At 63.3% G+C, this 21,336-nt stretch carries 17 protein-coding genes; 5 read left to right on the top strand and 12 right to left on the bottom strand.

The window, feature by feature from the left end:
* Window positions 1-40 precede the first annotated feature (40 nt).
* The 3 genes from SRB521_RS11450 (at window position 41) to SRB521_RS11460 (ending at window position 3,843) form a co-directional block, all read left to right on the top strand.
* Window positions 41-1,135 (top strand): MGDG synthase family glycosyltransferase, encoded by a 1,095-nt coding sequence (locus SRB521_RS11450; protein ID WP_075703473.1) that lies wholly within the window; start codon window positions 41-43, stop codon window positions 1,133-1,135.
* Window positions 1,132-2,223, top strand: a complete 1,092-nt coding sequence (locus SRB521_RS11455) for a lysylphosphatidylglycerol synthase transmembrane domain-containing protein (protein ID WP_116721871.1) — start codon at window positions 1,132-1,134, stop codon at window positions 2,221-2,223. Before SRB521_RS11450 ends, SRB521_RS11455 begins: the two co-directional genes overlap by 4 nt.
* Before the next feature lie 294 nt (window positions 2,224-2,517).
* Window positions 2,518-3,843 carry a hemolysin family protein gene (locus tag SRB521_RS11460; RefSeq protein ID WP_207735837.1) on the top strand — a complete coding sequence of 442 codons (1,326 nt, stop codon included), beginning with the start codon at window positions 2,518-2,520 and terminating at the stop codon, window positions 3,841-3,843.
* A gap of 23 nt (window positions 3,844-3,866) precedes the next feature.
* On the opposite strand, the gene SRB521_RS11465 is transcribed toward SRB521_RS11460, so the two are convergent.
* The 6 genes from SRB521_RS11465 to SRB521_RS11490 form a co-directional block, all read right to left on the bottom strand.
* Entirely contained in the window at window positions 3,867-4,259 is a 393-nt protein-coding gene (locus SRB521_RS11465; RefSeq protein ID WP_075703471.1) for a C-GCAxxG-C-C family protein, read from the bottom strand.
* 1 nt (window position 4,260) lies between these two features.
* The gene (locus SRB521_RS11470; protein WP_033116371.1) at window positions 4,261-4,458 is read right to left on the bottom strand and encodes a DUF4177 domain-containing protein; all 198 of its coding nucleotides are present in this window, start codon (window positions 4,456-4,458) and stop codon (window positions 4,261-4,263) included.
* A gap of 77 nt (window positions 4,459-4,535) precedes the next feature.
* Window positions 4,536-6,599 (bottom strand): ATP-dependent DNA helicase RecG, encoded by a 2,064-nt coding sequence (gene recG, locus SRB521_RS11475; RefSeq protein WP_075703470.1) that lies wholly within the window; start codon window positions 6,597-6,599, stop codon window positions 4,536-4,538.
* A complete protein-coding gene (locus tag SRB521_RS11480; protein WP_075703469.1) occupies window positions 6,590-7,186 on the bottom strand; it encodes a ribonuclease M5 in 597 nt (198 codons plus the stop codon). The genes recG and SRB521_RS11480 overlap by 10 nt, the downstream gene beginning before the upstream one ends.
* Before the next feature lie 24 nt (window positions 7,187-7,210).
* Window positions 7,211-8,311 (bottom strand): DNA polymerase III subunit delta, encoded by a 1,101-nt coding sequence (gene holA, locus SRB521_RS11485; protein WP_075703468.1) that lies wholly within the window; start codon window positions 8,309-8,311, stop codon window positions 7,211-7,213.
* Between the two features lie 15 nt (window positions 8,312-8,326).
* A complete protein-coding gene (locus SRB521_RS11490; protein ID WP_116721872.1) occupies window positions 8,327-10,588 on the bottom strand; it encodes a DNA internalization-related competence protein ComEC/Rec2 in 2,262 nt (753 codons plus the stop codon).
* A gap of 315 nt (window positions 10,589-10,903) precedes the next feature.
* On the opposite strand from SRB521_RS11490, the gene SRB521_RS11495 reads away from it, so the two are divergent.
* Window positions 10,904-13,531 carry a toll/interleukin-1 receptor domain-containing protein gene (locus SRB521_RS11495; protein WP_116721873.1) on the top strand — a complete coding sequence of 876 codons (2,628 nt, stop codon included), beginning with the start codon at window positions 10,904-10,906 and terminating at the stop codon, window positions 13,529-13,531.
* Window positions 13,532-13,549: 18 nt separating this feature from the next.
* A complete protein-coding gene (locus SRB521_RS11500) occupies window positions 13,550-14,671 on the top strand; it encodes an SPFH domain-containing protein (RefSeq protein ID WP_058117221.1) in 1,122 nt (373 codons plus the stop codon).
* Window positions 14,672-14,726: 55 nt separating this feature from the next.
* Here the strand turns inward: SRB521_RS11500 and SRB521_RS11505 are convergent, their stop codons facing one another.
* The 6 genes from SRB521_RS11505 to mltG all read right to left on the bottom strand — a co-directional run bounded on the left by SRB521_RS11505 (window position 14,727) and on the right by mltG (window position 21,323).
* The gene (locus SRB521_RS11505) at window positions 14,727-15,065 is read right to left on the bottom strand and encodes a histidine triad nucleotide-binding protein (RefSeq protein WP_033116377.1); all 339 of its coding nucleotides are present in this window, start codon (window positions 15,063-15,065) and stop codon (window positions 14,727-14,729) included.
* 14 nt (window positions 15,066-15,079) lie between these two features.
* Window positions 15,080-15,253 carry a DUF4250 domain-containing protein gene (locus SRB521_RS11510; protein WP_075703464.1) on the bottom strand — a complete coding sequence of 58 codons (174 nt, stop codon included), beginning with the start codon at window positions 15,251-15,253 and terminating at the stop codon, window positions 15,080-15,082.
* A gap of 3 nt (window positions 15,254-15,256) precedes the next feature.
* On the bottom strand, window positions 15,257-17,914 hold the full coding sequence (alaS, locus tag SRB521_RS11515; RefSeq protein ID WP_116721874.1) for an alanine--tRNA ligase: 2,658 nt from the start codon (window positions 17,912-17,914) through the stop codon (window positions 15,257-15,259).
* A 316-nt stretch (window positions 17,915-18,230) separates the two neighbouring features.
* The gene (locus SRB521_RS11520) at window positions 18,231-18,809 is read right to left on the bottom strand and encodes a hypothetical protein (RefSeq protein ID WP_129868850.1); all 579 of its coding nucleotides are present in this window, start codon (window positions 18,807-18,809) and stop codon (window positions 18,231-18,233) included.
* Between the two features lie 88 nt (window positions 18,810-18,897).
* The gene (locus SRB521_RS11525) at window positions 18,898-20,121 is read right to left on the bottom strand and encodes a peptidase U32 family protein (RefSeq protein WP_116721875.1); all 1,224 of its coding nucleotides are present in this window, start codon (window positions 20,119-20,121) and stop codon (window positions 18,898-18,900) included.
* Between the two features lie 65 nt (window positions 20,122-20,186).
* Window positions 20,187-21,323: an endolytic transglycosylase MltG gene (gene mltG, locus SRB521_RS11530; protein WP_075703460.1), complete on the bottom strand. Its 1,137-nt coding sequence runs from the start codon at window positions 21,321-21,323 to the stop codon at window positions 20,187-20,189.
* Between the last annotated feature and the right edge of the window lie 13 nt (window positions 21,324-21,336).

Below are 21,336 nucleotides of genomic sequence, written 5' to 3' on the forward strand. Positions count from 1 at the left end.
AATCCATCGGTATACTGGGGGTGTAAAAGGAGGGACAGACATGAACATCTTGATTTTGACTGGAAAATTCGGCATGGGACACTGGTCTGCCTCTCAGTCGCTGCGCTTACAGCTTCTGAACGCCTTTCCCGCCGCCAATGTGACCGTGGAGGACTTTTTTGCCTACGCCCTGCCCGACGCCTCCGAGGCCATCTACAAGGGTTTCTCCCTGCTGGTGACCCACGGAAGCGGTCTCTATAACATCTACTACAAAGCCACGGAGAACGCCTCGCTCAAGACTAGGCCCCCGCTGGAAAGCCTCTTCCAGGACAAGCTTGCCGAGCTGCTGTGGGAGCGGCGGCCTGACGCCGTGATCGCCACCCACCCCTTCTGCGCCCAGTTGGTGTCCGACTACAAGGAGGAGCTGTGCTCCACCCTTCCCCTGGTGACCTGCATCACCGATCTCACCTCCCATTCCGAGTGGATCAATGACCACACCGACTGCTATCTGGTGGGCTCTCCCGAGATCCGGGACCGTCTGGAGGAAAAAGGCGTGGACCACGGGCGCATCCTGGTCACCGGTATTCCCGTAAAGCCTGAGTTCAAGGCCCCTGCCCGTCGGGGGCAGGATGGCGTGCGCCGCCTGCTCATTATGGGCGGCGGACTGGGCCTGCTCCCCAAGCGGGACAGCTTCTACGAGGCGCTCAACGCGCTTCCGGACGTCAGGACCACCCTGATCACCGGCGGGAATCAAAAGCTCTATGACAAGCTCCACGGCAAATACGAGAATATCGAGGTCGTGGGGTTTACAGACCGGGTATACGATTATATGGCCCGCGCTGATTTGATGCTCTCCAAGCCGGGCGGCATCACCCTGTTCGAGACCATCTTCTCCGAGCTGCCCATCCTGGCCTGGGAGCCCTTCCTCCAGCAGGAGCGCAACAACGCCCGCTTTATCACCCGCTATCAGATCGGCCGTATTGCCGCCAAAGAGCCGGAAGCCTGTGTGGAGGCCATACGGCGGCTTCTCTACGACGACAAGGCCCTCCGCCGCATGGGGCGGAATATGCGCCTTCTGAAAGGGCGGCTGGAGGCGCAAAGCCTGGCGCGCATCGTTGCCACTCTGGCGGCCCAGGGCAGGGGGGTGTGCGCATGATGGACCGGAAAACCAACTGGGGGCTTCTTCTCATTCTGACCCTCATGTCCGGAACGATCTTCCTTCTTCTCCGGGAGCAGCCCCTCTCCAGCCTGCTGGGCATCCTCTCTACCATCCGGCCCGGCTATGTGCTGCTGGGCCTGGGGCTGATGTTCTGCTTTGTGGGCTGTGAGGCCATGTGCTCGAAGCTCATCCTGGCCCGTCTGGGGCACCACCTCCCCTACCGCCGGTGCCTGGGTTACTCCTTTACCGGGTTCTATGTCAGCTCCATCACCCCCTCCTCTACGGGAGGGCAGCCCGCCCAGATCTATTACATGTCCAAAGACAGCGTACCCGCGGCCCACGGCTCCCTCAATATGATGCTCATCGCCGTATGTTATCAAGTGGTCACTCTGGGCTATGCCGTCGCCGCGTTCCTGCTGCTGCCCTCGGTGCGGACGGGCATGGGAGCCGGCCTGGGGCTGCTGCTGCTCTATGGCGGGGCGATGATGCTCATTCTCACCGCCGGGATGCTGTGCATGATGTTCCTCCCCAACGCCGCCCAGCGGTTCACCGGCGGGCTGGTTTCCCTTGGGGGACGCCTCCGTCTGGTCAGGCATGAGGCCCAGACGCGGGAGAAGCTGGCGCGGCAGATGGACGCCTATCGGGAGGGGGCGGCGTGCATCCGGGCAAACCTGAATCTTCTTCCCGCCCTGCTGCTGATCACCTTTCTCCAGCTCACCGCCCTCTATGCCGTACCCTACGTGGTCTACCTGGGCTTCGGCCTGCGCGCGCACAGCCTCTTCCAGCTTCTGGGCGCCCAGGCCCTGGTCTCCATGGCAGTCGGCTCGCTCCCCCTCCCCGGAGCGGTGGGGGTGGCGGAAGGGTGCGCCCTGAAGACCTTTACCCTCTTCTTCGGCCCCGCCCTGGCCGCGCCCGCCGTGGTGGTGGCCCGCGGCATCAGCTTTTACAGTTTTCTCCTCCTCAGCGGCGGGGTCACCCTTGCCGTCCACCTGCGGGCCCGCCGGGCGGAATCCGCCCCCCGCCCGGCCCGTATAGAGAAGTCCTCCGTCCCGAAAAAAGAGTTCCCCCGGGCCGCTGGCATGTAAAATTTCGGTTACGCTGTTGACTTTCCACCTTCATGGAGGGTATCATATAGCAATCGGCGCGGCAGTGCGCCGCCCCCTGCAGAGAAAGGAAGGCACTCCGGATGGAAAGCGCTGACACCGGCGACGCAGGCCGAAGTCGCTCCCCTGGCAATTTGAAACGGCATGGTCCACAGCTCTCTGAGCGGCGGGCCATGCCGTTTTGTGCGCTTTTCCGCCTCTGCCGGGCTGTGAAGGGGTGACGCGCTCCACTTTAAGCCGCCCCAATCCTTACCCATCACAAGGAGGATATCAATTTTGGAAAACCCGTTCCTGTGGCAGCTCCTGCTCCAAGCCGTTCTCATTCTCTTAAACGCTGTTTTCGCCTGCGCTGAGATCGCCGTGATCTCCATGAACGATATGAAGCTGGAGCAACTGGCCGCGCAAGGGGACCGCCGGGCCATCCGGCTCTCCCGGCTGGTCAGCCAGCCCGCCCGTTTTCTGGCTACCATTCAGGTGGCCATTACCCTCTCCGGCTTTCTGGGCAGTGCCTTTGCTGCGGACAATTTTGCGGCCCGGCTGACCGAGTGGCTGCTCTCTCTCGGCATCCCCCTCCCCGCCTCCACCCTGAATACCGTGTCCGTGGTGATCATCACCCTGATCCTCTCCTACGTCACCCTCATCTTCGGCGAGTTGGTGCCCAAGCGGCTGGCCATGAAGCGGGCCGAATCGCTGGCGCTGGGCATCGCCAATCTGGTCTCCTTGATCTCAAAGCTCTTCGCCCCCATCGTGTGGGCGCTCACCGCCTCCACCAACCTGGTGCTGCGGCTGTGCGGCGTGGACCCCGACGCGGAGGACGAGGAGGTCAGCGAGGAGGAGATCCGGCTGCTGGTGGAAAAGGGCGGCTCCAAGGGGGTCATCGCCCCGCAGGAGACCACGTTCATCCAGAACGTCTTTGAGTTCAACGATCTTACCGTGGAGGAATTTGCCACCCACCGCACCGATGTGTGCCATCTCTGCCTGGACGAACCCCAGGAGGCATGGGAGACCACCATCCACGATAGCCGCCATTCCCGCTATCCCGTCTGTGAGAGCACCGTGGACCAGGTGGTGGGCATTCTGGACGCCAAGCGCTATTTCCGCCTCTCCGACAAAAGCCGGGAGAGCGTGATGCAGCATGCGGTAACGCCGCCCTGGTTCATTCCCGAAACCGTGCGGGCGGATGTGCTGTTCAAGCAGATGCAGCATTCCCGCAACCACTTTGCCGTGGTGCTGGACGAATACGGCGGTATGGCGGGCATCGTCACCATGAGCGATCTTCTGGAGCAGTTGGTGGGCGATCTGGACGACAGCGCGGAGCACGAGCCCGTCCTCCCGGAGATCGAACCGCTGGACTCAGGCACTTGGCGCATTCTGGGCAGCGCCCCCCTGGCCCATGTGGCCAAAGCGCTGCATGTCAACCTCCCCGTCAAGGAATACGACACCTTCGGCGGCTTTGTCTTTGCCTGTTACGGCTTTGTGCCGGAGGACGGGGCGGAATTCGAACTGGACGCCTGCGGCCTCCACATCCACGTGACACAGATCCAGGGACACAAGCTGCAGCGGGCCGTCGTCTGCCGCGAAACGCCGCCTCCCGACCCATAGAGGACCAGGGCGCGTACGCCCCCTTACCGCTCCTTCCCGGCGGTCAGCTCATCCACCAGCGCCACGGCCAGCGCCACCACACGGTCGCAGTGGGGCTTTTTTTCCTCTCCCTGCTTCTGAGCCGCCTCCAGCAGATCACGGCAGTCCATGGCCCCCGCCCGTGCCCGGAACCGGCGCTGAAACTCCACCGCCGTCTCCTCGTCCGCTCCCAGCAGCCCCAGGGCCATCAGGCCGCCGGTGGCCGCGCCGCAGACGGAGCCCCGGCGCATACCGGCGCCGAACTGGGCCGCCAGGCGACAGATGTCCTCATGGTCCAGGCCCTGCTCCTCCGCAAAGGGGAGAAGCGCCGCCTGACAGCAGTTATAGTGCCGCTCCTTGACGTCGCGGAGGGCCTGCGCGCGCTTTGTATAATCCATCTCAGTCCCGCTCCTCTGCTTTTCGCTCAAAAATCAAATCAATATTGCACAATACGCCGCCCATGCTGATCTTGGTGGGGAGATATCCCACATAACGCCAGCCCTGGGCGGCGTATTTGTCAATGATGGCGCGGTGTTCCTCAAACCTGGAGGCAGAGACGCCCTCTGAGAGCAGATCCACATACTTGTATTCGTACATACTTCTTCCTCCTGAAGGTTCATTTGCTCCCGGCTCCCCTCATTGCCGCCCCTGCTCTGATGGCTTTTCCACAGCCGCTAATTGAACATGTCCGGGTTTTCCTCAAAAAGCCCGCGAACTTTTTCCAGGAGGGGGCGGTGGATGGGAAGGGCCAGCGCCGGGTCGCCGGCGAGGAGCTCCGCCGCCGCGTCCTGGGCCTCTTTAAGGACCCTGGCGTCCGTGTTGAAGTCGGCCACCCGCAGGACCGGCAGGCCGTGCTGTCGGGCCCCGAAGAAGTCGCCGGGGCCCCGGAGCTTCAAGTCCTCTTCCGCTATTTTGAACCCGTCTCTGGTGTCCGTCAACACCTTGAGCCGGGCTCTGGTCTCCGGATTCCGGTTGTCGCTCACCAGCACGCACCAGGACTGGTGCGCTCCCCGGCCCACTCTGCCCCGAAGCTGATGGAGCTGGGAAAGGCCATAGCGGTCGGCATTCTCGATGATGATGAGGTTTGCGTTGGGCACGTCCACCCCCACCTCAATGACGGTGGTGCACACCAGGATATCCGTCTCTCCAGCAGTAAAGGCGGCCATGGCCGCCTCCTTCTCCCTGGCCTTCAGCTTGCCGTGGACCAGCCCCACCCGGAACTCCGGGAAGACCTCCTCCCGGAGGACCCGGGCGTATTCGTTCACGGCCTTCAGGTCCCACTCCGACTCAGGATTCTCCTCCACAGCAGGGCAGACGATGTAGACCTGCCGTCCCGCGCGCACCTGCTCCCGCACAAAGCCGTACATCCTCCGCCGCTTGGACTCTCCCACCAGGAGGGTCCTGACCGGCATCCGGCCGGGGGGCAGCTCGTCGATCACCGAGACGTCCAGGTCTCCGTAGATGATGAGGGCCAGCGTCCGGGGGATGGGGGTGGCGGACATGACCAGCACATGGGGACGCGCCGCACCCGCCGGGTTCGCCTTGGCCGCCAGGGCAGATCGCTGCTCCACGCCGAAGCGGTGCTGCTCATCGGTGATCACCAGCCCCAGCCGCTGGAATGTCACGCCCTCCGAGAGGAGGGCATGGGTCCCCACCACAAAGGAGAGCGCCCCGCTGCCCAGGGCGGCATAGACGGCCCGCTTTTCCGCCGCGCGCATGGAGCCGGTGAGGAGCCCCACCGTCATCCCCGCAGGAGCGAGCAGCACCGACAGGGATCTGGCATGCTGTTCCGCCAGGATTTCCGTGGGAGCCATCATGGCGCACTGCCATCCCGCACGGAAGGCCAGCCACGCACAGGCGGCGGCCACCGCCGTTTTACCGGAGCCCACATCTCCCTGGACCAGCCGGTTCATCGGCCGCCCGGAGGTCATGTCCGCCGCTGCCTCCCGGACAGCCCGCCGCTGTGCCCCCGTGAGGGGAAAGGGCAGCAGCCGCTCAAACGCCTCCAGCTCCGCCGCCTGAAAAACCGGTCCTTCTCCCCGGCTCCGCCGCTCCCGCAGGAGGGCAAGGCCCAAGGACAGGTAGAAGAGCTCCTCGAAGGAGAACCGCCGCCGCGCAGCCTCCAGGTTCTCAAAAGAATCCGGGAAGTGAATGTTGCGATAGCATTCCGCCGCCGGCGCCAGGCCGTGGGCGGCCCGGAAGTCCTCCGGAAGGCTCTCCGCCGCGGGCGGCAGCTCCTCTAACGCCCGCTGGACCAGTCCCGCCAGCAGGTTGTTGGAGACCCCCGCCGTCAGGGGGTATACCGGCATGATACACCCGGTAAAGCGCGGCCGGGCGGCGGGCTCGAACTGGGGGTTGGTCATCTGCCGGTGGTTCCCCATCTGCTCCACCTTGCCGTAGAGGATATACTCCTCCCCTCGGTGCAGGGCCTGGCGCACATAGCCCTGGTTGAAGAAAGTCACCAGCATGGCGGAGGCGCCGTCCACCACCTTCATCCGCGTCACGTCCAAGCCCCGGCGGATATTCATGCGCCGGGGCTCCTCGGCCAGCAGTACCGGAATGCACACCGGCACATCCAAGGGCGCGGCGGCGATGGTATACTGTTCCCTGCGGTCCTCATATCCCCGCGGGAAATAGGCCGTCAGGTCCCCTGCCGTGCGGAGGCCCAGCCGCTCCAGGCTTTTGGCACGGGCGTCCCCTACGCCCGGAAAATCCCTCAGGGGCGTGGTCACCTCCATGCGTCCGCCTCCCTCAAAAATTCCTCCCGGCTGTAGAGCGCATTGAGCACACTCAGCAGAGCATTGGCGCCCATGTGCTCCGGGAGGTCCAGCCATCTGAGCATCTCCCTCCGCCGGAGCTGCGAATCCTTTCCGCCGGAGAGCCCCAGACAGAAGAGGTCCGCCTTGGTGATAGGCGTCCGATCGGCGGGAGGGTCCGCCGCTCCATCCAGGAACGTGGCCCCCGCGCGGCGCAGCGCCGCCTCCAGCACCGACGGGGACATCCCCTCCACGCCCAGCTTTCCCTCCTTCCCCGGAACACGCTTGCGGCGCTCCTTGCCGGCGATGTCTGGGATATAGGCGTGCTTCACCCCCGCCGGAGGGAGAACGCCTTTGAGGTGGTTCCGGATGACAAAGCCCGCCCCGTCGGAATCTGTGAGAATGATGAGCCCCCGCTTTTCCGCCAAGCGGCGGAGAAGGGCTGTCAACTCTGTATTGTGGAACACCCCGAAGCCCGCGGTCTCAAGGATCACGGTATCCACCACCTGGGACAGGGTGTTTTTATCATAGCGGCCCTCGACCACGATGGCCTCCCGGATGTGGAGCAATCGCCTCGCCTCCTGCTTTCCGTATTATCGGGTGCGCCGGTAGGGCACGCCCTGCGGGGTCTGTCTGTCCTCCGCCTTTGGCGGTGTGTTCGCAAGCTTCAGCAGCAGCTCGATCAGAAGCTCCTCCCCATCCGCCCCCGCCACGGATTTCATGGCAAGATCGGCCCGGGCGGCCTCGGATACCGCCATACGGCACCAGCCCAGGTCGTACCGCCGGGCGGCGTCGATCAGCTTTTGGGCCGGATAGGCCGAGCGCAGGCCCCACAGCTCCACCAGATATCCGGTCCCCTTCCGCCCCTCCAGGGCCAGCCGGGCGGAGTAGAGCTGCCGGAGCTGCCGCCCCAGCACAGACAGAGTCTTGATGGGGGGCTCTCCCATGTGGAGAAGATCCCCCATCACTGAAGCGGCCTTGTCAAAGTTTCCGCCGGTGATGGCATCGGTGAGCTGAAACACCACCGCGTCCAACTGCGGAGTGGCCACCGCGTCGATATCCTCCCGGGTGATTACCCGGTGTCTGGCGTAGGCCCCGATCTTGCCGATCTCTGAGATGAGCCCCGTCATCAGGTCTCCGCAGAGGAAAATGAGATAACGGGCCAGTTCCGAGTCGATGTCGTGGTCCAGAGCCCGGAAGCGCCGGCGGATCCAATCCACCAGATCCCCCTGCTCCTGCCGGGTGAATTTGACCGTGGAGCCGTGCTGCTTGATGGCGGCCGCCAGCTTGGTGCGGGCGTCCGGCTTATATTCGATGAGATCGCAGATGAACACCAGGCACACATAATCCGGCAGATCCGCAAAGAGGGCGGTGAACGCCTCCTTGTCCCCGGCGGAAGCCTTGAAGAGGTCGTAATCGTACACCAGGATCATCGTGCGTTCGCTCATCATCGGCAGGCAGTCCACCGCCTGCTCCAGCCGCTTGGGATCGCATTCCTTGGGCTGAAAGGTGTGGAGGTTGAACTCCTCCATACCGGCGGGGAACAGCTTTTTTTTCATCTGCCCCAGGTAGAAGTCCCGAAGATAGGCCTCCTCCCCGTGAAAGATATAGAACCGTCCCAGAGTGCCCGCCGAGATGTCCTGTTTGAGTTGCTTGAACGCCGCCGCATCGGCGGCGGATATCTTTGCTGCCATACACACCCTCCAGACTCACCCGGGTCCCGGACCCACGGTGACGGTGATATTTCCCTGTAAATCGGTGCGGTAGATGCTGCACCCGGACTCTTCCAGCCGCCGGAGGGTCTCCGGCGCGGGATGCCCGTATGAATTATACCCCACAGAGACCGCCGCCAGCGACGGCTCCACCGTATCCAGCAGGAGCTGAGACGCGGCGTTTTGGGATCCGTGGTGTCCCGCCAGGAGGAGGTCCACCTCAGGCAGAGCTCCATACTTCACCAGCCGAGCCTCCACGTCCGCGCCCATATCCCCGGTGAGGAGGGCGGAGAAGCGGCCCGTCTCACACAGGAGGGAGAGCCCCTCCTCATTGGCCTCTCCGGCTCCCAGCGGAGCATAGAGCGTGAGCCGCGTCGGGCCCAGCTCCACCGTCTCGTCGTCCCGGATCAGCCAGATCTGTGTGCCGCTCTCCTCGGCCGCCGAGAACAGCTCACGGCGGAGCGGGTCATCCCTCTCCACATCGGGGACGGCCAGCACATCCACCTTCACACGTGCAAGCAGCTCCAGCACGCCGTTTGCATGATCGGCATGGAAATGGGTAAGCACCAGCAGATCCACACGGCTGCGCCCAAAGGTGCCCAGATAGTCGGCACACAGGTCCCCGGCGTTCCGCTGGGCGCTGCCGCCGCAGTCCACCACCGCCGTCCGCTCCCCTGCTCGGAGCACCACGCTCTGTCCCTGTCCCACATTGAGCACGGTCAGGGTAAGCGGCCCCAGGTTGTAGGCCGCGTGGGTGAGCACCAGCCCGCAGCACAGAGACATGACGCAGCAGCACAGCGGGACCAGGGGACGCCTGCCCCGCAGGGCCAGAAAGAGGACCCACAGGGCGTAGGCAAAAGCCAGCCACGCCCGGAGATATCCGCTCTCCAGCGTAAGACCGGCAAACGGAAGCGCGGCAAAGCCCCGTGTGAGCAGGAGAAGCAGCCGCACCGGCAGGGCCGCCGCCATTCCTGCCGCCGCCCCCAGCGCCGGGCTGAACAGGGCCAGCAGGGCCGCAAGCAGCCCCAGCGGGAAGGCCAGCGCCACCAGAGGCAGACACAGCAGATTCGCAAGTGGCGAGGCCAGAGAAAGGCTCCCGAAATATCCCGCCGCCAGCGGTATGGTAAAGGTCAGGGCGCCCACGGTGGTGCTCAGGGAGGTCACAGCGCCATGGCAGAGGGCGCCGGGCAGGCGGCGGAGCCGTTTTTTCTCCTTGGGAAACCGGAAGCCGCCCCAAAGCCAGTCATGGACCCGACCGCTGAAGGCGGCGATCCCCGCCACAGAGGCAAAGGAGAGCTGCAAGCTCACGCTTCGGGCGGCATAGGGGTTTTGAAGCAGAAGCAGCATCAGCGCAAAGGAGAGGCTGGTGGGCGGATCGGTCTCCCGGCCCAGAATCGCGCCCAGCAGGAGCAGCGTATGCATCACGACCGCCCGCAGGACCGAAGGGGTGCACCCCACCGCCAGGGCGTAGACGACCATCAGCGGCACGGCCAGCAGGGCGGCGCGCCTTCGATACCGGCTCCCGGCCAAGGCCACCGCCAACTGGACCAGAAAACCGATGTGCAGTCCCGATACCGCCACCGCATGGGCCAGCCCGGCCCGCTGGAGGGCCGCATAGTCCGCATCCGGGAGTCCCGTCTTGTCCCCGGTGAGGAGCGCCGTGACCAGCGGCGCGGCGTCGGGCGGCACTGCGGCGGCCACCCCCTCCTGAAGCGCCCTGGTCCAGTAGGCCGGCACATAGCGGAGCGGGACCCGCTCCGGGCGCGTACCCATCACGCTTCCCTTGGCATACGCCAGAAGGAAAACGCCCTTGGCGGTGTAATCCGCGCTTTCCCGGCCCCGGACCAGGTCCGGCGCGCGGCACTGGGCCACGCAGGTGAACATGTCCCCCGGCCGGAGGGCCAGCAGGGAGTCGTCCCCGTAGAGCCGCGCCAGGAAGGAGGGTCCCTCCTCCGGCGAGATCCGGATGGTGACGGCCCCGCCGTAATTTGTCTCCCAGGGCCAGTCGGCAGCCGCGGCGGAGAGCGTCAGGGTCCGCCCCTCCATCGCTCTGGCCGGCGCGCGGCAGAGCGCGTCATAACCCCGGCACCAGAGAAATCCGCAGGCTAGCCCCGCGCACACCAGTGCGCACCGGAGCCGCCGCTCCTCCCGCAGGACTAGGGCGGCCGGCAGGAGCACAAGGGCCAAAGGCCAGACCCCATACCGGACGGCAAACACCGCTGCAGAAAAGGGGACAGCGAAGGACGCCAGCTTACGCATTGCGATTGGAATGGCCCATAAAGCAGTGCAAGCTGACCTCCGGGAGGCCAGCCGTTTGCATCACGCGGCAAATTCGCATGGATCTCAACCCCTTTTTACAGGCACGGCGCCTGGATACATGCAGGCGCCGCGCAGACCCCCGTCCGTGTATCAGACCGGGGCGAAGATGGAGAGACGTCGCTCCATATGGCAGTATTTTAACAAATATTCATGGCGCGTGCAAGGACAGGGGCACGAAATCGCGCTTCCAATCTTGCCTTTTTGGGAGCGGACAGGTAAAATGGAGTTTAAGAAACCAACTGGGGAGGGCGGTCTATGATCGCGCTGAAGTGTAAAATGTGCGGCGGCGACCTGTCGGTGTCCCCCGGCGCATCGGTGGGCACCTGCCAGTACTGCGGCACCACCATGACCCTGCCCGTCACAGGCAGCACGCAGGTGGCCGACCAGTTCAACCGTGCCTCCGGCCTCCGCCAAGGAGATGAGTTCGACCGGGCCTCGGAGGTCTACCTCCGGCTCCTGGAGGCCAACCCCCGGGACGCCGAGGCCCACTGGGGCATGGTGCTCTGCCGGTTTGGTATTACATACGTGGAGGACCCCAAGACCGGGCGCCGTCTGCCCACCTGCAACCGGGTCCGCTTCGGCTCCATCCTGGAGGACGAGGACTATCTCCAGGCCATCACCTGGGCCGACGGTGAGGCCAAGGCGGTCTATCAGGCGGAGGCCGAGGCCATTGCCGCCATCCAGCGGGAGTTCCTGGACATCTCCGCCAGAGAGGAGCCCTTTGATGTCTTTCTGTGCTACAAGGAGAAGGATGGGCAGGGGGAGCGGACGCCGGACAGCGTGCTGGCCCAGGAGCTCTACTACGAGCTCACCGAAAAGGGCTACCGGGTCTTTTTCTCCCGCCTCACCCTGGAGGGCAAGCTGGGCATCTCCTACGAGCCCTATATTTTCGCCGCCCTCCGGAGCGCCAGGGTCATGGTGGTGGTGACCACGCGGGCCGAGTACGTCAACGCGCCATGGGTCAAAAATGAGTGGAGCCGCTATCTGGCCCTCATCCGCCAAGGGGAGGACAAGGTCCTCATCCCCGCCTACCGGGACATGGACCCCTACACGCTCCCCGAGGAACTGGCCTCCCTCCAGGCGCAGGATATGGGCAAGCTGGGCTTTATGCAGGACCTGCTGGAGGGCATCCATAAATTCCTCCGCCGCGAACCAGACGACGGCGGCGGCCGCACCGGCCCCACCGCCTCCACCCTCACCAAACGGGGGATGCTAGCCCTGGAGGACGGGGATTTTGCCGCTGCGGACGCCCACTTTGAGCGCGCGCTGGACCACGATCCGGAAGAGGCCATGGCCTATGTGGGGAAGCTGATGGTGGAGCGGAAGGTCAAGGTCCCCAGCGACCTGGGCCGCACCGGAAAACCCCTGGAGGCCAGCTCCAACTACCGTAAGGCCGTCCGGTTCGCCGATCCGGAGCTGAAAAAGCTGCTGGAGGGCTGCAATGAACAGCTATTGGCTGCAAGACGGGCGCTGGAGCAACAACTGACGGGGCGGCCGGCTGTTGCTCAAAATGCCGCTCCCCAGAAGACGCCCACCAAGTATGTCCGGCAGGATAAGCCGGTCAAAACAGGATCTCTGGGTGTCATTCTCTTGGTTCTTTTAGGGCTTATGCTTTTAGGAGTTCTGCTCGGAAGTCCGTCTTCCAGTACCCCATCTTCCAGTCCGGAGAGCAGTGCCCCTCCTGCGCCTTCCTTCACTGCCGAGGAGATGTCTCAACTCTATGCGGATGCAATTCAACTGGTGGAGCAGGGCTCCTATGACGAGCTAAAGCGTATACTTCCCCATCTGACCCAGCAGCAGCGGGCCGAGGTGGACCCCACTCTGATCACGCAGGCCAGAGAGCGCTATTCCGCGCTGGACTTCTCCGCCGCCTTTTCGATTAGCGGCCTTATCCTGGACAACGCCGAAGCCAGGAGCCTTCATTTTTCCATGCAGCGGGTATTTGCCCAGCTGCTCTCCACCTCCGGTGATCTGGTCGCCGCGCTCCCGTTTACTGGTGGGGAATTCAGTCTATATGACGGACAGGGAAATTCCAGTTCTTTTTATTTAGAAGGGGCACAGAGCATCTCGCTGTTTTCTGACTGTGCCGCCGCAATCTGCGGAGACGGCTCCGTCATCTGCCAGCCCTTCGAAGCCGGCACATTCTCCCCCGGCTTTCAGGCCGAGCTCTCCCAGTGGCGGGACACCGCTTCGCTGGTTAGCCTGTCCGACTGCCTCCTGGGCCGCCGGACGGACGGCACTGTGGCTTATGCCGGCAAGCGGGACGGCTCCGACAGCTCCATTCGGGAGGCCGTTTCCAGCTGGAGCCGAGTGGCCGGGCTCTATGCCGCAGGGGACCACGCCGTTGTGGCGCTGTGTGCCGACGGCACAGTGCGCATGGCCGGGGAAAATCCCTACTACAGCGCGGAATCCTTCTCCCAGTGGAGCGGGCTCTATACTATCGCGGTGACCGACACCTCCGTTCTCGGCATTCTGCTGAACGGGACCCTTCTCTCCGCCGGTGACGACGGCTGGGTGCGCACACTCGACACCGGCTCCGACCTGGCCCGGTGCATCTCCTATTCTGTCAGTGAGGGGACCATAGCCGGGCTCCGCCCGGACGGCACGGTAGCCGCCTACGGTCTGGCCGGCGGGTCCGGCACGGCGGACTGGATCGATATCATCCAGCTCCGTACCCGCCCTGGTGTGGTCTACGGCCTTTGCCGGGACGGCACCGTCCGCACCAGCGGCACGGGGGCCGGAGAAGAGACGTGGCGGGACATCATTTTTCTTCTGGCCTCCCCTTCCGGTCTTCTGGGTATCCAAAATGACGGCACCTTACATATCAGCGGGGATTTTCCCGCGGCGCTTCAAAGCAGTGTCAGCGCCGCACACATCTGGTAAAACGGGAGGGATCTATGTATGGCGCTTTTTGATGTCATCCAATATGATGGCGACAACGGCACGTTTCTCTGGAAGCACCCCAGTGAAGATTTCAACATGCTCTCACAGCTGATCGTCCACCAGTCCCAGGAGGCCGTCTTTCTCAAGGATGGGCGTGTTCTGGACCTGTTCGGGCCCGGGCGGTATACGCTGGACAGCGATAACCTCCCCCTGCTCTCCGCCCTGGTCAACCTGCCCTTCGGCGGCACGTCCCCCTTCCACTGCGAGGTCTATTTTATCAATAAGAGCGACCAGATGGCCATCAAGTGGGGAACCGACAGCAAGGTGGAGTACCTGGAACCCACCTACCGCTTTCCCATCCAGATCGGCGCCTGCGGGGAGATGAGCCTGCGTGTGCGGGACTCCTACAAGCTGCTGACCCGCCTGGTGGGCGTGGATGACGTCCTCACACGGGAGGGGCTCTCCCGGTATTTCCGTTCCGCGGTCATCACCCGGGTCAAGACCTGTCTCGCCCAATACATGCGGGAGAGCGGCGTGAGTATTTTTGAGATCGATTCCCACCTGGAAGCCCTCTCCCAGAAGCTTCAGGAACAGTTGGCGCCGGATTTTGAGGAGTATGGGCTCTCACTGGAGCGCTTCTATGTCATGACGGTGCTCAAGCCGGAGGAGGACCCCACCTACCGAAAGTTCAAGGATCTCTATTTCCGCCAGTATGCCGACATCGCGGAGGCCGAGCTGCGGCAACGCGTCTCCGCCATCGACCAGGCCACCGCCGCGCAGAAGCTGACCGCCCAGGCCAAAGCCATGGCGGAGAAGCGCAGCATCGAGGGCTACACCTACCAGCAGGAGCGCACGCTGGACGTGGCCGAGGCCATGGCAGGCAGCGGCGGCGCAGGCGCCCTGGGCAGCATGGGCATGGAGCTGGGCATCATGACCGGGGTCAGCCGGCAGGTGGGCCAGGTGATGGATTCAGTCCTTCGCACACCTGCATCCCCGCCGCCGGGGACCGTCCCACCTCCGGCGGCGTCAGCGGCCGCTCCGGCAGAAGGGGCCGCTGCCTTCTGCGGTAACTGCGGCCATGCCTTTGCAGGCTCCGAGAATTTCTGTCCCAAATGCGGCGGCAAGCGCAGCCGTCCCTGAGCGAAATACAAAACCCCCGGCGCTGTCCGATGGACAGCGCCGGGGGTTTTGACGTTCAGCCCGGAGGCCAAGTCATGTCCCGCCCCGCCAGCACATGGAAATGCAGATGGTGTACGCTCTGCCCCGCCTGTTCGCCGCAGTTGGAGACCACGCGGAAATCGGTGATGCTCTGTTCCTCTGCAATCTTCGAGATGACCTCAAATATGTGGGCCACCACTGCGGAATTTTCTGCAGTGATCTCCCCGCAGGACCCAATATGGGCCTTGGGGATCACCAGAAAGTGCATCGGCGCCTGAGGATCGATGTCATGAAACGCATAGCACAGCTCATCCTCATACACTTTGGAGGATGGGATTTCCCCGGCAATAATTTTGCAAAACAGACAATCGCTCATTTGTTTCCCTCCTGTCATTTGAACTGGTTGTGCGCTTTGTCATACCGGACCCCGACGGCCTCCAGCTTTTTTCGCAGCTCCTCCGGCGCACACTGGTGCTCCTCGCAGAGCGCCTCCAGGCTGTCGAAGCGGTCCCGCAGCTGAGTATTCACAAAACTCAGCAGAATAAAAGGGTCCTGGGGCAGCATAGCTTACAGACCCAGCTTCTCGTGGACAAATTCGTCCACGGTGGCCAGCGCGTTGTCCAGCTTCAGCACATCGGAGCCGCCGCCCATGGCGGAATCCGGCTTGCCGCCGCCCTTGCCGCCGCAGAGGGACGTGACCTTCTTGATGATGTCCCCGGCCTTGATGCCCTTGGCCACGGCCTCTTTGCCGCAGACGCACAGGAATGTGATCTTTCCGTCCTTTACAGAGGAGAGGACGGCCACCACACGCTGATCCTTATCCCGCAGGAAGTCGCCCATCTTACGCAGGCGCTCGGCCTCGGCGTCGTTCAGGGTGGCGGTGAGCACCTTCAGCCCGCCCACCTCTCTGGCTCCCATCAGAAAGTTGGACGCCTCGCCCACAGCTTCCCTGGTCTTGAAGGATTCCACTGCATGGCGCAGCTCCCGGATCTCCTGAGACTCCTGCAACGCCTTTTGCACCAGCTCCGCGGGCTTCGTCTTCAACGCCTCTGACACAGCGTTGATGGTACAGCAGTTATCCCGTATACAGGCCAACGTGGCATGCCCCGTAATCGCCTCGATCCGGCGGACGCCGGAGGCCACCGAGAACTCGCTCAGGATGTGGAACACGCCGACCTTGGCGGTATTATCCAAATGGGTGCCGCCGCAGAACTCCACGGAGTAGCCATGGCCCATGTCTACCACGCGGACGGTGTCGCCATATTTTTCTCCAAAGAGGGCAATGGCCCCCCTCTGCTTGGCCTCTTCAATGGGCAGCACATCGGTACAGACCTCATACCCCTCCAGCACAGCTTCGTTTACCATATCCTCTACCTTCTGGAGTTCCTCGGTGGTCATGGCAGAAAAATGGGTGAAATCAAAGCGCAGCCGGTCCGGCTCCACCAGGGAGCCTGCCTGCTGGACATGGTCGCCCAGCACCGCGCGCAGGGCCTTATCCAGCAGATGGGTGGCCGAGTGGGCCCGCATGACGGCCTTGCGGCGGGGCACGTCGATGGCCGCGGCAACGGTGTCCCCCAGTTTCAGGACCCCGCCGGTCAGCTTGCCGTAGTGCATATACTTGCCGCCCTTGTTCTTCTGCACGTCGGTGACCTGGAACAGCGCGCCGCCGGGGGCGGTGATGGCGCCGTGATCGGCCACCTGACCGCCCATCTCAGCGTAGAAGGGGGTCTTATCCAGGACCACGATGGCCTCCACGCCCGGCATGAGCTCTTCTGCCTGCTCATTTTCCACCACCAGGGCCGCCACCCTGGCGTCGTCCACCGAGGTGTGGTCATATCCCACGAACTGTGTCTCGGGCACATCCTTGCCGAACTCCACGCCGGCCCAGCCCAGATCACCCAAAGCCTCACGGGCCTTACGGGCCCGCTCCTTCTGCTCCTGCATCAGGGCCTTGAAGGCCTCTTCATCCACGCTCAGGCCCTGCTCGGCCGCCATCTCGATGGTGAGGTCGATGGGGAAGCCGTAGGTATCATAGAGCTTGAAGGCGTCGGCGCCGGAAAAAACGGTCTCTCCCTTGCCCTTGTGGCCTGCCAGCAGATCATTGAAAATCTTCATGCCCCCGTCGATGGTGCGGGCGAAGTTCTCCTCCTCTGTGCGGATGACCTTGGTGATATAGTCCTGGCGTTCCCGAAGCTCGGGATAGTGCCCCTCGTTCTCATGGATGACCGTATCGCACACCTCGTAGAGGAAAGGCTCGTTGACGCCCAGCAGCTTGCCGTGGCGGGCAGCCCGGCGCAGGAGGCGGCGCAGCACATAGCCCCGGCCCTCGTTGGAGGGCAGCACACCGTCGCAGATCATGAAGGTGGCCGACCGGATGTGATCGGTGATGACCCGCAGGGACACATCCTTCTCCCGCGTCTCGCCATAGCGGGCGCCGGTGATATCCGTGACCTTGTGGGTGATGTTCATAACGGTGTCCACGTCAAACAGCGAGTTCACGTCCTGGCACACCACGGCCAGACGCTCCAAACCCATACCGGTATCGATGTTCTTCTGTTTGAGCTCGGTATAGTGCCCCTCACCGTCGTTATTGAACTGAGAAAAGACGTTGTTCCAGACCTCCATATACCGGTCGCAGTCGCAGCCGACGGTACAGTCCGGTCGGCCGCAGCCGTACCGCTCGCCCCGGTCGTAGTAGATCTCCGAGCAGGGGCCGCAGGGACCGGAACCGTGCTCCCAGAAGTTGTCGGCCTTGCCGAAGCGGAAAATGCGCTCGGCGGGGATCCCAATCTCCTTGTTCCAGATCTCAAAGGCCTCGTCGTCCTCCTCATAGATGGAGGGATAGAGCCGCTCCGGGTCCAGCCCCACCCACTCGGGCGAGGTGAGGAACTCCCAGCTCCAGGCGATAGCCTCGTGCTTGAAGTAGTCGCCGAAGGAGAAGTTGCCCAGCATCTCAAAATAGGTGCCGTGGCGGGCGGTGTGGCCGATGTTGTCAATATCGCCGGTACGGATGCACTTCTGGCAGGTGCACACCCGATGGCAGGGGGGCTCCTGCTCTCCGGTAAACCAGGGCTTCATAGGCGCCATACCGGAGTTGATGAGCAGCAGGGACGCATCGTTCTGGGGGATCAGGGAAAAGCTTGGCAGGCGGAGATGCCCCTTGCTCTCAAAGAATTGCAGGAACATCTCCCGGAGCTCATTGACTCCATACTTTTTTGTGGGCATTGGAATTACCTCCCTATCATGAATAAAGCTCCGCCCCATGGTTAGGGGCGGAGCAAGATGGACTCCACGGTACCACCCTAATAACCCGCACAGCGCGGGTATCTCGGACATCCGTAACGGGGATGGGGCGTCCCGCTCCTCACGGGCGGCTCGGGAGTGGCGCGCATATCCGCCGGGCCGAGGGCTTTCACCATCCCCTCTCGCTCGTGGCCGCAGACTATGCTTGGCTCCGTCATCGCTTTTTCGTTTGCTGCCTTATTTTATCACATTCTCCCCGGTTGTCAACCGCCTTTTGGTCCCTGACCTGAGGAACCGGCTATATTTCCACGTTTTCCTCCGCCTCGTCCAGCGCGCGGATGGGGAGATAGCTGCCGATGAGGTAGAGGAGGGGCGGGAGCAGTCCGGAGACCAGCGCCCCGACGTAGCCGGCCCACGGCGGAGCCGTGATACCCCACCCGGTGGTCACCATATACAGGGTGAACAGCCCGTAAGCCGGGGAGTTGAGAAGCGCTGCGGCGATGGTGAGCCCATAGCCATGGGGGATCAGCGCGCCCAGCCCCACCAGGACCCAGAAGGCTGCGGCGGGCGCCAGCAGCAGCACCAGCGCGTCGGGCACTTCGGGGCGCGCCCAACCGTTTCTGAGGCGGACCAACCGTCCTGCCGGGAGATAGGCGGCCAGACACAGCAGCAGAGGCAGGAGCACAGGCAGCGTGCCCAGCGATGTTTTTGAGGCGTTGGACCAGTCCGGCGGCGCCGCCTTCATGATGGTCTCACTGAGGTGGAACACAGTGGTAACCAGGCCCGTCAGGACGGTAAAGAGCGCACCTGCGGCGGTAAAAATCAGATGGGTGCGGCAAAATTCCAGCAGCGTGGGGCGCAGCAGGAGCCGTCTCACAGAGACTTTCCCCCCTTTCAGCAAGCTCTGTTCCTCGTTAGTGCAATATTATATCACAATTTTTTCAGATGAAAACCCTTTTTTTCCGTCATTCTGTCCCCTTGGGACTCAAGTCTACCCGGCGGCGCAGGAGGGAGAGCGGTTTTGCGGCGGCCGGAAGGCGCATCCGGAATTTCATTTCCGGCCGACGGGGCTCCATCAGTGGGAGGCCGTCCGTATCCTCCATAGGGGGCGCCTCAAACTCCACAGGGCGCAGACCAGGGCCCATCAGCTCCACGCTGTCTCCGGCGGAAAACTTATTACGCAGGGAGAGCACCGCGTTCCCCGCTCCGTCACATGTCTCCACCACGGCGCACACTTGGTAATCCCGAATGTATCGGGCGGAGCCGGTATACTGTCCCGGCGGGCCGTAGTAAAAACCGGTGGAGTAGGGACGGTGGGACACCTTGTCCAGCTCGGCCCGCCACACCGGGTCCAGGGCCTCCCCCGCCCGGGCCGCGTCCACGGCGCGGCGGTAGGCCCCCGTCACAACGGCGGTGTAGTAGGACGACTTGGCCCGTCCCTCTATCTTCAGGCTGTCCAGCCCCGCCTCCATGAGATCCGGAATGTGATCGATCATACACATGTCCCGGGAATTCATGATGAAGGTCTCGTTGTTCTCCTCATAGACGGGGAAATACTCGCCGGGCCGCTTTTCCTCCATCAGCGCATACTGATAGCGGCAGGGCTGGGCGCACATACCGCGCTGCGCGTCCCGGTCCGCCATGTAATTGGACAGGAGGCACCGCCCGGAATAGCTCACGCACATGGCCCCGTGGACAAAGGCCTCGATCTCCAGGGAGGGAGGTGTCCTGCCCCGGATCTCCCGGATTTCCTCCAGGGAGAGCTCCCGGGCCAGGATGACCCGGCTGGCCCCCAGCTCATGCCACGCCCGGGCCGCCTCGTGATTGCTGACCCCCGCCTGGGTGGAGACATGGAGCTTGAGCCGGGGGGCGTACCGCTGCGCCAGGCGGAAGACTCCCAGGTCCGCCACGATGGCGGCATCTACGCCGGCGGCGTCCAGATATTCCAGCCACTCCGGCAGGCGATCCACCTCGCCGCAGCGGGGCATGGTGTTGCATGTCACATGGACGGACACGCCGTTCCCATGGCAGAGCGCCACCGCCTCCCGAAGCCCTTTCCGGTCAAAATTGCCGGCAAATGCTCTCATCCCGAAATCATTCCCCGCCAGATAGACCGCATCCGCCCCGTAGGTCACGGCCATGCGTAGCCGTTCCATATCCCCCGCCGGCGCCAGAAGCTCCATTCCCATTGGTCTCTTCCTCCTTGTGAAAACGGGGGCGGGCGTTTTCTTCGCCCGCCCCCTCCAATCCTGTGTTACCCGCTGCGCTTCTCCACCTGCTGCTGGGCGATGAAGTCCTGCTGACCCTTCAGCGTCTTGAAGAAGTGATGCTTGCCGTCGTTGCCCAGAACGTAATAGTAATCGCTGGTGCTGTCCGGATTCATGGCGGCACGGATGGCCACCATGCCGGGATTGGAGATGGGTCCGGGGGGCAGGCCCTGATACTTATAGGTGTTATAGGGCGTGTCCGCGGTCTGATAGTCGTCTTGGGTGATGGGGCGGCCCAGCGCATAGACCAGCGTGGCATCGATGCCCAGCAGGCCCACCGTCTCGGCGCTGGTGTTGGTGAGGCGGTTATAGATGACGGAGGCAATGTGGGCCTGGTCTGTGCCGTCGGTCTCCTTCTCGATCATGGAGGCAATGATGACGATATCCCGGACGGAGTATCCCTTCTCCTGCGCCGCCGCCCGCATCTCGTCGTCGAACCGCCGGTCAAAGTTGACCAGCATCTTGTTGATGGCGGTCTTGGGGTCCTCGCCCAGATAAAACTCGTAGGTGTCCGGGAAGAGGTAGCCCTCCAGTCGGTCCGGGCTGCCCAGCGGGATCTCCTTGAGGAAGGAGAAATTATAATCGTGGGTGGAGGCCATATCGTTGAGCTTGGCCACGGTGGATACGCCGTATTCCTCCAGCCGCCCGAAGATCTGGGCCACGGTAAAGCCCTCGGGGATGGTGACCGTCACCTTCTGCCGGTTGGGCGACTTGGAGCCCAGGTTGGTGACGATGGCCCGGTAGTCCATATTGGTATCGAGCTGGTAGGTCCCCGGAGTAATCTTATCCGCGGCGTGGGAAAAGACCGAGTAGAGGTGGAACACCGACTTGAATTCAATGAGGCCGTTTTCCTTCAGGTCGTCCACTACCTCATTGAAGGTCTCTCCCTCCGCAACCGTGATGATGGCCGAGCGCTCCTCCTTGTTGAGCGCCAGCACGTCGTTGGCGGCCACCCAGCCCACAGCGGCCAGCAGCGTGGAAATGCCGATGACAAAGGCCACATACAGCAGGGTCCCCCCTGCGCTGCCCCGCCTGCGGCGCTTCTTCCGGGGCGTCCTGCCGACGGCCCGTTCCCTAGGCTGCTCCTGCCGACGGCCCGCCGGCCTTCTTTCCTCGTATGCCATATGATTTCTCCTT

Origin of the sequence: Intestinimonas butyriciproducens (assembly GCF_004154955.1) — a bacterium.
Lineage (GTDB): Bacteria > Bacillota > Clostridia > Oscillospirales > Oscillospiraceae > Intestinimonas > Intestinimonas butyriciproducens.